Annotated in this window: 13 protein-coding genes and 1 other annotated feature; of the genes, 8 read left to right on the top strand and 5 right to left on the bottom strand. The window is 36.0% G+C overall.

The window, feature by feature from the left end; genetic code table 11:
- Positions 1 to 25 precede the first annotated feature (25 nt).
- From LPC09_RS16715 to LPC09_RS16700, 4 genes are all read left to right on the top strand, one after another.
- Complete coding sequence (locus tag LPC09_RS16715; RefSeq protein WP_231307855.1) at positions 26 to 1,264, top strand: DNA polymerase IV; 1,239 nt, start codon at positions 26 to 28, stop codon at positions 1,262 to 1,264.
- A 196-nt stretch (positions 1,265 to 1,460) separates the two neighbouring features.
- Positions 1,461 to 2,873 (top strand): NADP-dependent phosphogluconate dehydrogenase, encoded by a 1,413-nt coding sequence (gene gndA, locus LPC09_RS16710; protein WP_098797166.1) that lies wholly within the window; start codon positions 1,461 to 1,463, stop codon positions 2,871 to 2,873.
- 175 nt (positions 2,874 to 3,048) lie between these two features.
- Complete coding sequence (locus LPC09_RS16705) at positions 3,049 to 4,722, top strand: long-chain fatty acid--CoA ligase (RefSeq protein WP_231307854.1); 1,674 nt, start codon at positions 3,049 to 3,051, stop codon at positions 4,720 to 4,722.
- On the top strand, positions 4,719 to 5,720 hold the full coding sequence (locus LPC09_RS16700) for a phosphotriesterase family protein (protein ID WP_231307853.1): 1,002 nt from the start codon (positions 4,719 to 4,721) through the stop codon (positions 5,718 to 5,720). Before LPC09_RS16705 ends, LPC09_RS16700 begins: the two co-directional genes overlap by 4 nt.
- Positions 5,721 to 6,007: 287 nt before the next feature.
- Here LPC09_RS16700 and zwf read toward each other — a convergent pair whose 3' ends face one another.
- A complete protein-coding gene (gene zwf, locus LPC09_RS16695; protein WP_442919993.1) occupies positions 6,008 to 7,489 on the bottom strand; it encodes a glucose-6-phosphate dehydrogenase in 1,482 nt (493 codons plus the stop codon).
- Between the two features lie 456 nt (positions 7,490 to 7,945).
- Between zwf and rnz the strand changes: the two genes are divergently transcribed.
- Positions 7,946 to 8,875 (top strand): ribonuclease Z, encoded by a 930-nt coding sequence (rnz, locus tag LPC09_RS16690; protein ID WP_231307852.1) that lies wholly within the window; start codon positions 7,946 to 7,948, stop codon positions 8,873 to 8,875.
- 47 nt (positions 8,876 to 8,922) lie between these two features.
- Here rnz and namA read toward each other — a convergent pair whose 3' ends face one another.
- On the bottom strand, positions 8,923 to 9,939 hold the full coding sequence (namA, locus tag LPC09_RS16685; RefSeq protein ID WP_098797170.1) for an NADPH dehydrogenase NamA: 1,017 nt from the start codon (positions 9,937 to 9,939) through the stop codon (positions 8,923 to 8,925).
- 142 nt (positions 9,940 to 10,081) lie between these two features.
- Positions 10,082 to 10,225: a hypothetical protein gene (locus LPC09_RS16680; RefSeq protein ID WP_176551062.1), complete on the bottom strand. Its 144-nt coding sequence runs from the start codon at positions 10,223 to 10,225 to the stop codon at positions 10,082 to 10,084.
- Positions 10,226 to 10,315: 90 nt separating this feature from the next.
- Here LPC09_RS16680 and LPC09_RS16675 point away from each other — a divergent pair, with 90 nt between their 5' ends.
- The gene (locus LPC09_RS16675) at positions 10,316 to 10,531 is read left to right on the top strand and encodes a cysteine-rich CWC family protein (RefSeq protein ID WP_098797171.1); all 216 of its coding nucleotides are present in this window, start codon (positions 10,316 to 10,318) and stop codon (positions 10,529 to 10,531) included.
- A gap of 39 nt (positions 10,532 to 10,570) precedes the next feature.
- Here the strand turns inward: LPC09_RS16675 and LPC09_RS16670 are convergent, their stop codons facing one another.
- The gene (locus tag LPC09_RS16670) at positions 10,571 to 11,134 is read right to left on the bottom strand and encodes a DUF3231 family protein (RefSeq protein ID WP_098797172.1); all 564 of its coding nucleotides are present in this window, start codon (positions 11,132 to 11,134) and stop codon (positions 10,571 to 10,573) included.
- 154 nt (positions 11,135 to 11,288) lie between these two features.
- Positions 11,289 to 12,125, bottom strand: coding sequence for a pyrroline-5-carboxylate reductase (gene proC, locus LPC09_RS16665; RefSeq protein ID WP_231307850.1), 837 nt, complete (start codon positions 12,123 to 12,125; stop codon positions 11,289 to 11,291).
- A 120-nt stretch (positions 12,126 to 12,245) separates the two neighbouring features.
- Positions 12,246 to 12,451: a binding site (T-box leader), on the bottom strand.
- Between the two features lie 262 nt (positions 12,452 to 12,713).
- On the opposite strand from proC, the gene LPC09_RS16660 reads away from it, so the two are divergent.
- Positions 12,714 to 13,691, top strand: a complete 978-nt coding sequence (locus tag LPC09_RS16660) for an MBL fold metallo-hydrolase (RefSeq protein WP_231307849.1) — start codon at positions 12,714 to 12,716, stop codon at positions 13,689 to 13,691.
- 11 nt (positions 13,692 to 13,702) lie between these two features.
- Positions 13,703 to 14,497 (top strand): SDR family NAD(P)-dependent oxidoreductase, encoded by a 795-nt coding sequence (locus LPC09_RS16655; protein WP_098797175.1) that lies wholly within the window; start codon positions 13,703 to 13,705, stop codon positions 14,495 to 14,497.
- The last annotated feature ends 114 nt before the right edge of the window (positions 14,498 to 14,611 follow it).

The raw sequence follows: 14,611 nt of genomic DNA, 5'->3' as shown, positions 1-14,611 counted from the left end.
ATTTTTTAATATGTGTGGTGTGAAGATGGCGGAGCAACCTGTAAATCAAAGAAGAATTATTTTACATGTTGATATGAACAGCTTTTATGCTTCAGTAGAAATGGCATTTGATCCCTCTCTTAATGGAAAGCCTTTAGCAATTGCAGGGAATGTTGAGGAACGAAAAGGAATTATAGTTACATGCAGCTACGAAGCGCGTTCAAAAGGTGTAAAAGCTACTATGCCTCTTTGGCAAGCTCGTAAGCTTTGCCCTGAGTTAATTGTAAGAAAACCAAACTTTGATCGATATCGAACAGCATCTCGTGCAATGTTTGAACTATTAAGGGAATATACAGAATTAGTAGAACCTGTTTCAATTGATGAAGGTTATATGGATTTAAGTGAATTTCCTGGGTCAAAGCCACTCGAGATGGCAAGTTCTATTCAAAATAGGCTGTTGGAGGAATTGCTGCTACCTTGTAGTATTGGAATTGCTCCAAATAAGTTTCTAGCTAAAATGGCATCAAATATGAAAAAGCCACTTGGAATTACGATTTTAAGAAAAAGAGATTTACCGAATAGATTATGGCCTCTAGCTGCATATGAAATGCATGGTATTGGTGAAAAAACGGCCGAAAAACTTAGAACTATAGGAATTCATACTATTTATGATTTAGCACATGCTGATATAGGAGAAGTAAAAAGCTTACTTGGTATTAACGGGGAACGTCTTATCCAACGAGCGAACGGAGTTGATTTAAGGGAAGTTAATCCCAACTCAATTTATGATTTTAAGAGCATTGGTAATTCAACTACGCTGTCTAAGAATACGACGAATGAAACCCAAATCAATGAAGTGTTAAGAAAGTTAGCTCATTCTGTATCTCTTCGAATGAAGAGGAAAGAAGTTTTGGCCAACAAAATTTTTGTCACGATTCGTTACGGTAACTTAAAAACAATTACTAGAAGTAAAACAATGAAAAACCCTATTGGGGAAGAGAATGACCTTTACCATGAAGCCAAAGATCTCTTTTTCACTCACTGGAATGAAGAGCCGATTCGGTTACTTGGTATTACTGGGCAGGATTTAGTTGAAAGGGAAGATGCAGTAAAGCAGCTGGATTTGTTCTCTTTTGAAAATGATGCAAAAGACGAGCCGATACTTTCCGTTATTGATCAGATCAATCAAAAATATGGAAGTCAGCTTATAAAGCGAGGTGTAAAAGGAAAACAAGAGGAGCCTGGAACACCAGGAATAAGCTTTAATAAAGATTTTTTGAGATAGTAAACGATTACATAAGGTGAGTCACTTGAAATGTAACTGAAAAATGTGGTATTTTCAAAGTTGAAGTTAAATGAAATAATTCGAATAATGTGTCAATTTAGCATTTATTGGCGGAAAACTAAACTTTTTTTGTTATTATAGTAATTGGATAATGTTTAGTTTTACATACTATAAGGATTAGAAGGGACGTAAGAGAATGTCGAAACAACAAATTGGTGTTATTGGTTTGGCTGTAATGGGTAAAAACTTAGCTTTAAATATTGAAAGTCGTGGATTTTCAGTATCTGTTTTCAACCGTTCAGCAGAAAAAACTGAGGAATTTTTAACAGAAGCAAAAGGGAAAAACGTGGTGGGTACATACAGCATTGAAGAATTTGTTCAATCATTAGAAACTCCACGTAAAATTCTTTTAATGGTTAAAGCTGGTGTACCAACAGATGCAACAATTGAACAGCTTCTACCACATCTTGATAAAGGTGATATCTTAATCGACGGTGGTAACACATTATATACAGATACACAACGTCGTAACAAAGAACTAGCTGAAAGTGGAATCCATTTCATAGGTACAGGTGTTTCTGGTGGAGAAGAAGGCGCATTAAAAGGACCTTCTATCATGCCTGGTGGCCAAAAAGAAGCGTTTGATTTAGTTCAACCAATTCTTGAAGCTATTTCTGCAAAAGTAAATGGTGATCCTTGCTGTACTTATATTGGTCCAGATGGAGCTGGACACTATGTGAAAATGGTCCATAACGGAATTGAGTATGGAGATATGCAGTTAATTTCTGAAGCATATTTCTTACTGAAAAATGTATTAGGTTTAACAGCAGACGAGCTTCATGAAGTATTTGCTGAGTGGAACAAAGGTGAGCTTGATAGTTACCTTATTGAAATTACAGCAGATATTTTCACAAAGAAAGATGACGAAACCGGAAAACCTCTAGTTGACGTTATTCTTGATACTGCAGGTCAAAAAGGAACTGGTAAATGGACAAGTAAGAGTGCTCTTGACCTAGGTGTACCTCTTCCTATCATTACTGAATCTGTATTTGCTCGTTTCATTTCGGCTATGAAAGAAGAACGTCAAAAAGCAAGCAAAATTCTTTCAGGTCCTGCTGCTAAAAAATATGAGGGTAATAAAGAAGAGCTTATTGAAGCGGTTCGAAGAGCATTATATATGAGTAAGATTGTTTCTTATGCTCAAGGCTTTGCTCAAATGAGAGCAGCTTCTGAAGAATATAACTGGGATTTAAAATATGGTGATATTGCGATGATCTTCCGTGGTGGATGTATTATCCGTGCAGCTTTCCTACAAAAAATTAAAGATGCATATGATAAAGAGCCACAATTAGCAAACCTATTACTTGATGACTATTTCAAAGAAATCGTTGAAGGGTACCAAGGTGCACTTCGTCAAATCTTAACAGTAGCAATCGAAAACGGAGTGCCGGTACCATGCTTCTCATCTGCGCTTGCTTATTATGATAGCTATCGTACGGAAACACTTCCAGCGAATCTTCTACAAGCACAACGTGACTACTTTGGTGCTCACACTTATCAACGTGTTGATAAAGAAGGTATCTTCCATACTGAGTGGATGGAAAAATAATCGTGTAAACAAAAAGACAGAGTCCGCTCTGTCTTTTTTACTTATTATAAATCCTATAAAATTAACAATGTAAGCCTTTACATGGTATAATTGCCATGGTATATTCAGGTAGCGAGTTATCTTTTTAGAAGATAATTTCGTTTATTTAAAACTTACATAGGAGTTGATGGTATAAGTGGAAAAATATTTTGAATTTTATCCGAAACGCGTACCGAAAGTATTAACACTCCCAGAAACAACCCTCGTAGAAAACTTAGAAATATCTTCAAGACGTTATCCTAATAAAACTGCTCTTAATTATTATGGAAAAAGAATTTCGTATCGAGAACTATATTCAGAGGTTCTTAGTTTAGCTGGATATCTTCAAGCAAACGATGTGAAAAAAGGAGATCGTATTCTCCTTTATATGCAAAACTCTCCTCAATGGATCATTTCATTTTATGCAGTTGCTCGAGCAGGAGCAGTCGTAATTCCAATAAACCCCATGAATACAAGTGAAGAATTAGCCTTTTATGTAAAAGATTGTGAAATAAAAACAGCTATTGTTTCACAAGAGCTTTTTGAAAATGTCCAAGCATTAATTGGCAAAAGCACAATCGAGCATGTTGTTGTAGGGACATACTCTGATTACATCGATCCAGAAACTGATTTGAATCTTCCACAAGAGGTTTGTGCTCTTCGTCAGGAACTACCAACAGAATATACTCCATGGCACGAGGCACTTGCTGCTAGATACTCACCTAAAGAAGTTGATGTAAGTGCTGAAGACTTAGTTGTCATGCCTTATACGTCTGGAACAACTGGTACTCCAAAAGGATGCATGCATACTCATAAAACGGTGCAAGCCAATATTATTACGGTAGGTGTATGGCAAAGCGTAACATGTGAATCTGTTCATTTATTAACACTACCGTTATTTCATGTAACCGGTATGCTTCATAGTTGTCATGGTCCGTTGTCAGGTGGTTGTGAAATCGTCATTATGACAAGATGGGACAGAGACCTTGCGAGGGTATTAATCGAGCGAAACGGCGTTACACATTGGACGAATATAAGTACTATGTTAATAGACTTTTTGGCAAACCCAAATCTTATTAAAGATTCTCTTAAAACATTGGAGGTAATCGGTGGAGGCGGTGCACCTTTACCTGAGGCAGTTGGAGAGAAGTTATATAATCTCGCTGGTATTAGATATGCAGAAGGTTATGGTCTTTCTGAGACAATTGCACACACTCATTTTAACCCACCAGATCGCCCAAAGTTACAATGTCTCGGGATTCCATCTCCAAATACTCAATCTAAAATCATTGATCCACTCACTTTACAAGAATTAGGGCCAAACCAAGAAGGAGAGATTGTTGTCCGGGGGCCTCAGGTGTTTAAAGGGTATTATAATCGACCAGATGAGAATGATAATGCGTTTATATCCATTGAAGGTAAGACGTTCTTTAGGACGGGAGATATCGCAAAATATGACGATGAGGGCTATTATTTTATCGTAGATCGTATTAAGAGAATGATTAATGCATCAGGTTTTAAAGTATGGCCAACTGAAGTAGAATCAAAACTTTATAGACACCCTGCTGTCCAACAAGCTTGTGTTGTTGGTGTTCCCGATGAAAGAAAGGGTGAGCAAGTTAAAGCATTTATTGTTTTAAACGATGTGGATAAGGGCAAAGTTTCTGAACAAGAAATCATAGATTGGTCTAAAACACAATTAGCAGCTTACAAGTATCCTAGAATTATAGAATTTAGAGACAAACTACCTACAACCAGTAGTGGAAAGTTACTGTGGAGAAAACTGCAGGAAGAAGAGAGAAAGAAACTAGTGGTGGAGGGAGAAAAATGACAAAAACCGTTGAGACGGTAACAGGCCCTATAGCCTTAGAGCTTCTAGGGAAAACATTAAGTCATGAGCATTTTGTTTTTGGATATCCTGGTTATAGTGGTGATAGTACGTTAGGTAGATTTGATTATAATCATGCTTTAACAATTGGTATACAAGTAGCAGAAAAGATCATGAAACATGGTGTGAAAACGGTTCTTGATCCAACACCGAATGAGTGTGGTAGAAATGTTCGCTTACTAAGAGATATATCCATTCAAACAGGGCTTCAAATTGTATGTGGAACAGGTTTTTATTATGAAGGAGAAGGTGCGACTCCATATTTTAAAGCTCGTGCAGCGTTAGGTCCTGCAGAAGAGGAAATATATGAAATGTTTATAACAGAGCTTCGAAATGGAGTAGAGGATACTGGAATTAAGCCTGGGTTTATTAAACTTGCATCAAGTAAAAATATGATAACAGAATACGAAAAAATGTTTTTTAGGGCAGCAGCTAGAGCACATCAAGAAACAGGAACAATTATTTTAACTCATACTCAGGAAGGGACTATGGGTCCTGAACAAGCTGATCTTTTAATAGAGCTCGGTGTTGATCCAGATTGTGTAGTTATAGGACATATGTGTGGAAATACAGACATGGAGTATCATAGGCGAACTCTAGAAAAGGGTGTGCGAATTGGTTTTGACCGAATTGGACTTCAAGGGCTAGCGGGATGTCCTACAGATCAAGAAAGATTGGATGTGCTTGTTGAGTTATTAAAGGAAGGCTACGAAAACAGAATCTTCTTAGCTCATGACTCCGTTAACATTTGGTTAGGGAGAGAGTTGGTTGTTCCGGATACGTTTATACCTTCAATCGCAAATTGGCACCCTACACATATCTTTGAGAATATTGTTCCACAGCTAAGATCATTAGGAATTACTGAACAGCAGTTGGAGATTCTGTTTACTGAAAACATCAAATCGTTATTTTCGACCTCATCAAAATTTGCCAAAAAATGAATCTAACTATAAAAGGAGCTGCTACTTATAGTAGCAGCTCAAATTAAGGAGATTTAAGGTTTGCTTCTTACACAATCTATTTTATTCAAACTAGTCTTAATTCGTATGAGGCAAATAGACGAGCTCATTCGCACATTTTTGTAATCATAGGTTGTATGAAAGTAACATAAATTACATTTCTAATTTGTTTTGTAAATAGAAAAGCCGATTAGATTTATCTTAATCGGCTTTTACTATAGCTAAGATAATTAAAATTGGGGATCGATTCCAGATCATCTCATCCTGTTTTAGTTAACAGGCCACCATTGATTTCCATCTTCTTCCAAAAGATCATCTGCTTCTTTAGGTCCCATCGATCCAGAAGGATAGCTTGCAAGAGCTGCCTTACCTTTTGTCCATGCTTCTGAAATTGGATCTACAAAGCTCCATGATAAAGCTACTTCGTCCCAATGAGTGAAGTTAGTGGCGTCTCCACGCATGCAGTCGTAAATTAATTTTTCATATGCTTCTGGTGTATTAATTCCATCAAGGAAATTATTTGATAAATCAAGCTTAACTGGTTTTGAGATGCCAGATTCATCTTCATCCTTTTTCGCATTTAACTGAAGGGTAATTCCTTCTTCTGGTTGAATGTGAATGATTAACAGGTTAGGTGGAACAGTTTCACCTTTTTTGTAATATAAGTTCATTGGAATATCTTTAAATTGGACAACGATTTTTGTGGATTTTGCAGCCATACGTTTTCCGGTTCTAATGTAGAAAGGAACACCGGCCCATCTAAAGTTATCAATTAATAATTTTCCTGCAACATACGTTTCTGTTTGGGAATCATCATCTACATTATTTTCATCGCGATAAGCAACTAGCTGTTTATCTTCAAGCTGACCTGCGCCATATTGACCTCTAACAAAATATTGACTAACTTCATCTTCGGCTACAGCTCTTAGTGCTCTTAGAACTTTTACTTTCTCACTTCTGATTTCATCAGTAGTCAGTTTAATAGGCGGCTCCATCGCTAATAAAGCAACCATTTGCAGCATGTGGTTTTGAACCATATCACGGAGTGCACCTGAATTCTCATAATAACGCCCTCGATCTTCCACACCTAAAATCTCACTAGATGTTACTTGGATATTAGATATGTAACGATTATTCCATAAAGGCTCAAATAGGGCGTTAGCAAAGCGTATTACTTCAATGTTTTGAACCATTTCTTTCCCTAAATAATGGTCAATACGATAAATCTGATTTTCATTAAAGGCTTCACGAATTTCTTGGTTCAGTTTTCGTGCAGAAGGAAGATCGTGTCCAAATGGCTTTTCAATTACTAATCTGCTCCAGCCATTCGTATCTGTTAACCCTTCCTTTTTTAGGTTTTGAGCAATAGTTCCAAAGAACTCCGGTGCCATTGCTAAATAGAAAATGCGATTGCCTTCTGTTTGATAATTTCCATCAAGCTCGTTTAGCAATCCATTCAATTCTAAATAGGATGAAGGATTCGTTACATCAAATGGGTGATAATAAAAATGAGATGTGAATTCTTCTAGGTCTTTGGATTCTTTCATTGAAGTTTGAATAGAATCTGAAACATTACTACGAAATTCATCAGTTGTCCAAGGTCTTCTTGCAACCCCAACAACAGCAAAGTTTTTACCGATTTTTTCATTTTGAACAAGGCGGTAAATAGATGGGAACAATTTTCGTTTTGCTAAATCACCTGTTGCTCCGAAAATAACAATAATTGATTTTGGATGTTCTTGTGTAATCACGTTCGTACCTCACTTTGTTAAATACATTTATTTATTTCATCAGCATATACATTCAAAAAAAGAAGACTAGATCGAATTTTTTGAACACTGATTGTAAAATACTCCTATACGAATACTTAATTTTAAAGGTTATCTTACAGTAAATCAAACATAATAGCTTTAAAAAGACTTTCATCATAAACTATTATAAACGATTAGCAGAAAATTATCGTCTGATATGCATCTATTTTGTAGAAATCTTTGTATAATTCAGTCTATTTTAGACAATAATTGATGGATTGGTCAAGAGGTTGATTGAATTTTTATTCATGAAGTTGTGAAAAACACCGATAAAGGGAAAAAATTCAATGCGAAATTGTACCAATTTATCTAACAAAAATTATAGTCAAAGACTTAAATTGTTTCATAAATCATTCTCTTTCATGTATGCTTGATAAAGTAAAGGAGGAGGCATTATTGAATATTATGTTTCTCGGTACAGGAGCCGGAATTCCTGCTAAAGCTCGTAATGTTACGAGTATAGCCCTCCAGCTATTAGAGGAGAGAAATGCAGTATGGTTATTTGATTGTGGTGAAGCGACGCAGCATCAAATTTTACATACTTCTATTAAGCCTAGAAAGATTGAAAAAATCTTTATTACACATATGCATGGCGATCATATTTACGGCTTACCAGGGTTAATCAGTTCAAGGTCATTTCAAGGTGGGGAAACACCTTTAACAATATATGGACCTAAAGGAATTGAGGAGTTTGTGAAACTCTCACTTTCTGTTAGCCATACACATTTAACTTATGAAATAAAATTTGTAGAAATTGAAGATGGAATTATCTTTGAGGATGAATTATTTCAAGTTATTACTGAAAAATTAGATCATGGAATTGATTCATACGGTTATCGAGTGATTGAAAAAGATTTACCCGGTCCTTTACATGTTGATAAGCTCAAAAAGCTTGGATTACCCCCGGGACCGATTTACCAAAAAATTAAAAATGGGGGAGCCATTCGGTTACCAAATGGCTCAGTTATTAATGGAGACGAATTTGTTGGACCAAAACAAAAGGGAAGAGTTGTGACAATTTTAGGTGACACGCGCTACACTGAAAAAAGTATTAAACTAGCGGAAGAATCCGATGTGCTTATTCATGAAGCAACGTTTTCTAAGGAAGATCAGCAGCTTGCATATAATTATTTTCATTCAACGACTATTGATGCAGCTAAAATCGCAAAAAAATCTAATGCAAAAAAGCTGATACTTACGCACATCAGCTCTCGTTACCAAACGACAGAGCAGCATGATTTACTACTTCAGGAGGCTAAAGATACCTTTCCTTTATCGTTAATAGCAACAGATTTTATGCAAATTGAAATACCAAAGAATAATTGATACCAAAAAAAGGAGAGATGGATTTTAAACCATCTCTCCTTTTTGTCTTACCAGCCCCGGTCATACTGTTTTGGAGAATCAATTGTTTCTTTAAGCTGAGCTGCTGCTGTTCTTGGGAAATAAGGGTCTCTTAGCAACTCTCTCGCGATAAAGATAAGATCAGCTCGATTGTTTTGTAAAATTTCTTCCGCTTGCAATCCGGTCGTGATAAGCCCGACAGCGCCAGTTGCTATCTTTGCCTCTTCTTTAATTTTTTCAGCAAAACGGACTTGGTAGCCTGGAAACACGTTGATTTTGGCTGTGACAACTGCTCCTGAGCTTACATCGATTAAGTCAACACCTTGTTCCTTCATTTTCTTAGCAAATTCAACGTAATCTGAAACATCTAATCCTTCCTCGTGATAATCAGTAGCAGAAATACGGACGAATAGTGGACCATCCCAAACTTCTTTTACAGACTCAATCACTTCACTTAATAAACGATAGCGATTTTCTGGTGTTCCACCATATTCATCTTCACGTTTATTTGATAAAGGTGATAGAAACTCGTTGATTAAATATCCATGTGCCCCATGAATCTCGATAATGTCAAAACCAGCTTCTTTTGCACGTTTCGCTCCATCTTGAAAGGCTTGAACGGTAGATGTAATATCTTCTTTTGTCATAGCTGTTGGTGTTTTAGAATGATCATCAAATGGAATAGCTGATGGAGCATATATCTCGCCATCAACCGTTGCTTTACGACCGGCATGTGCAAGCTGTATCGCAGTTGTAGAGCCGTAATTTTTTATACCTGATACTAGTTTCTTTAGTTGAGGAAGATGATCATCACTCCATATTCCTAGGTCTTGAGAAGATATTCGTCCTTGTGGAGTAACAGCCGTTGCTTCAACCATAATTAACCCTACTTGACCTACTGCACGACTAATATAATGGGTCATATGAAAGTCTTCTACAAATCCTTGTTGACCCGTTGAAGAATACATACACATAGGTGACATAACAATACGGTTCTTTATCGTAACATCTTTTATTTGATAAGGTTGAAAAAGCTTCGTTTTCATTGTTTCTCCTCCATTATGTAGATTATGTTTACGGGAAGATTATAACAATCTAAATGAAAATAGGCATGTTTTCTGCCTGTTCATTGTATGTAGTTTAAAGGTAAAAAAGCCACTTAACTTGTTAGTGGCTGGTTAGCAAATACTATGCTGATCTATTCTCAAGCTTCTGTAGTAAATTCTTTATTTGAAAATGATGATAAACAGTGAGTGTAATGACAATAAAACTAAATAAAGTTGACAGTATTGTACTTTTAAGTAATAAATTCATAACATTACGGTTAAACACTTCCTCACCTCCATTAATTAGTATTAATTTCAACTTACTTTTGATGCAAAGTAAATTATTCTAGAAGTGGATTTAGTGTTAAAATGAAACATGTATGAAAGTTACCGTTATGGAAGGTGTAATATGAAGAAGTGTCCCTTATGTCAAAATGATAATCAATGTGCAATTTCTAAAGGGCAGCAACCAAAAACATGTTGGTGCATGACTGCATCATTTCCACAAAAATTATTGGCTACTACTTCTTTTGAAGATTCCTGTATTTGTAAAAAATGCGTGAATGATTATGAAAAACCTTTACCCTTATAGAGCTTTTCTAAGAGATAAAGGTTTTTTATGATAGGATAATTACTTTTTTCCTTCAGACGAATTAGGGTGTCCGGCTACTGCAAAAGATGGGGGAACTTTTAACCAACCTCTTTCAAGCATTATTGTTTTAACAATAAATAAAGAATTCACTTTTTCATTATAAAATTTTAAAAACATAGCTCCCACATCATTGCGGATAGCCTGTGTTAATGCCCCGTTACATAAATTAATTGCTGCAAGCTCTTTTGCAATTAAACCATTTGCTATTTCTTCATCAGTCATCTTTGTTCCATAAGGAACGTCCAATGCGTCAGAGTTTGGTTTTGGGGGAGTTGCGTTTGGGATAGGGACGCCTTCCTTCATCATAAGCTTTTTAACTTCGTTTGATTGTTCAGCACAGTTTTTAATACTGTCTTTTAACATCTTCTGTATATCTTGATCATCTGATGTATTTTCTCCTATGTAGCAAAAAGCATTTGCTTCATCAAGTAAAATGGAGAAAGTCCACAAAGTCATTGCTTCACCGATATGTAGTGGTCGTTGAGTTGTATTATTTAGATTTGTTTTGATAAATTCAATGGTGCCTTCAAGGAAATTAGACATCTGTATCACCTCTTAAATTTAGTTTTCATTATTTTGTGCAAAAATTTATAATTCACTCAAATTGATGAGGTGAAGGGAGATTAGATTTCTAGTCAAGGTTTTGTCTTTATAATCAAAAACAGGGATTTCACATTACATGAAATCCCTGTTCGTTTTATTTTTTATTAGTGACCAATTCTTCAGAGAACATTGCTTTTAATTCCTCTGAACGTTCTGTTGCCCGTTTGATACATGATATGAACGCTTCCTCTACCTGTTTTTCCTTAAGAATGGAAATGCCTGCTTCTGTCGTGCCATTTGGACTTGTTACTTCCTTCCTTAGCTGTGATGGGTGTTTTTCTGAAACAGCAATCATTTCAGATGCCCCTAATAAGGTTTGAACAATTAAATCCCTGGCAACAAAAGGATCTAAACCTACTTCAACAGCAGCCTTTTCCATTGATTCTACTAAATAATAAATATAGGCAGGACCACTTCCAGACAACCCAGTAACAGCATCTAACTGATTCTCTTCAACAATTTTACAAATCCCGATTGCTTCAAAAAGAGACACACATCTTCTCATTTGCTTCATTGTAACAGAATCACTTCCTGCAATAGCGGTCGCGGATTTGCCAATAGCTGCGGATGTATTTGGCATCGCTCTAACGATAGAAGCTTTCTTTCCAAGAATAGCTGTAATTGTTTGAATGGAAATCCCTGCTAAGACAGAAACAATTAGATGATCTTTTATTAAACTTTGTACACCGTCAAACCCTGCTTTTACATCTTTAGGTTTCATTGCTAGTACGATTATGGAAGCATCTTTTACTAATTGTTTTTTATCATGTGTTGTTTTTACACCGTACTTTACCGATAATTCATCTAGTCGATCTGAATTTGAGCGATTGGACACAATGATTTGCTCCGCTTGAAATACATTGCCTTTTATAAGTCCTGCAACCATGGCCTCAGCCATTGAGCCAGCTCCAATAAATCCAATTTTCTCCATGATTTCTCTCCCTTTTTATTGTGTGATCTTAATAAGTTCCATTCCTGCTAGTGAGAAGAAATGACCGCCAGTTTAACCGAGCCCTAGCATTCAATAAATAAAAAAGCCATTCTGCCCTATAATAAGGACGGAATGACTCCGCGGTACCACCTTTTTTGGAATGTCTATGCATTCCCAGCTTATAATCTTTATCGCAGACATACGGTTAGGTTTACCTAACAGCTCATAGGGCAGGTTCAATAAAAGGTTGGCAATGAAGCCTTTCAGCCATGGACTCCACTCTCTTTTACGCCTTTTTATCTACTATTCCTAATCAACGCTATGTATATTAAAGACACTACAACTATACAAAGATATAAATTTTTATTCATTATGCAGCGTTAGACAAGCTGTTGTCAAGTTTTCTTTATATCATTAAATATTTGAATTATTTGAATATAATGACAAGGTGGTGTTTGCAAGGTACAATAGAAATAGATAATTTGTTTAGAATAAAGAAAACCTAATACAGATACATAATTTGATTATAATTATTTCCTGTTTTTGGATTAAGTAAACTTATATAAAAATAATAATGGGGATGATTGAATGAACCAGATAACACAGGCAAAGCAAATTTTGAAAATTATTTTACCCACACCGTTTCCGGTAGGGGATGTAAATGTTTATTTAATTAAGGGAGAGCGTTTAACACTAGTTGATGCTGGGCCTAAAACAGAAGAAGCGTGGCTTTCCTTTCAACATCAATTAAAAGAATATGGTTACACTCCAGATGATATTGAACAAATCATCATAACACATCATCATCCTGATCATGTTGGTATGCTTGATTATTTGGATAAGAACATTCCTGTGTTTGGACACCCTTTTAACAAGCCGTGGTTAAAAAAAGATGAAAGATTCCTGCAAACTCAAGCTCGGTATTTTGAACAACTTTTTCTCACCTTTGGACTTGATAAAAATTTCTTACCTTCTATACAAAAATTGAATGATACTTTAGAATATTCGTGTAATCGGGAGTTACATCATAATCTAATAGAAGGAATGGAGATTGCTGGACTATCTGGATGGATTGTTATGGAAACGCCGGGTCATGCTCAAAGTCACATCGTTTTATATGAAGAAAAGACAGGTATACTAGTTGGGGGAGATTTATTATTAAAGGACATCTCCCCAAACCCTTTACTAGAACCACCAATGATTGAAGGGGTTATCAACAGACCAAGGCCTCAGCTGCAGTTAAACAACTCAATTTCTAAATTGCTTGAATTGTCGCTATCTGTTGTTTATCCAGGGCATGGGGGAAATATTGAGAATGCTCATGAACTTATTGCCTATCGTTTGAAAAAACAAGCTGAAAGGGCAGAGCTAGTTAAAGGGTTCTTACAGGAAAAGCCTTTAACCGCATTTGAAGTGTGTAAAGCACTTTTTCCTACTATATACTATAAGCAGCTTATGCTGACTATGTCAGAGACAGTTGGACAGCTTGACTATCTTGAGGACAAAGGTCAAATTAAAATTGATGAAACAAACATTCCTGCTCTTTTTTATGTTGTAGAGAAATAGAGGTGATAAGATTGAATTCTCGTATACAAGGGTGCTACGTCGCCATTACTGGTGCTTCTAGTGGAATTGGTGAAAAAATTGCGATCGAATGTGCGAAAAATGGTGCTCATCTTGTTTTGCTTGCTAGAAGAGAAGAAGTTTTAGCAAAGCTTTCTGAGCGTATTAAGCAGAATTATGGTGTTTCATGTCACTATTATTCATTGGATGTTCAAGACCTTCAATCAATTCAAACTGTTTTTTCAACGATTGAACGTGATGTGGGTTCAATTGACATTCTTGTTAATAATGCTGGATTTGGTATTTTTAATGAGGTGCTTCATTCTTCATTAGATGAAATGAAAAGTATGTTTGAGGTCAATGTCTTCGGTCTAGTTGCCAGCACAAAGATGGTGCTGCCAGCTATGATGAAAAGAAGAAAGGGACATATTATTAATATTGCTTCACAGGCTGGGAAAATTGCAACACCAAAATCAAGTTTGTACTCTGCTAGTAAACATGCCGTTTTAGGATTTACAAACAGTTTACGAATGGAAGTTAAACAGCATGGGATTTTTGTTACCTCTGTAAATCCTGGACCGATTAAAACAAATTTTTTCACAATTGCTGATAAACAGGGAGACTATGTGAAAAATGTTGAACGTTGGATGCTCGACCCTAATAAGGTAGCTCGTATCATTGTGGCTTCTATGCTGACTCCAAGACGGGAAATTAATTTACCAGCTTGGATGAATGCTGGAAGCACCCTTTATCAGGTGATGCCGAGACTTTTTGAAAAACTAGCAGGAAAAGCATTTTTTAAGAAATAAGGTTTAGACATAGTGTTAAAAGGCATTATGTCTTTTTTTATTGCCTAATTTGGATATATAATAGAGGTCATTGGCAAATGTATATTCATCAGGGGAACACCAACTGATTCAAAA

The sequence above is a fragment of the Metabacillus sp. B2-18 genome (assembly GCF_021117275.1).
Lineage (GTDB): Bacteria > Bacillota > Bacilli > Bacillales > Bacillaceae > Metabacillus.
Note: the sequence above shows the minus strand (reverse complement) of the source record. Positions and strands in the feature narration are given on the sequence as shown.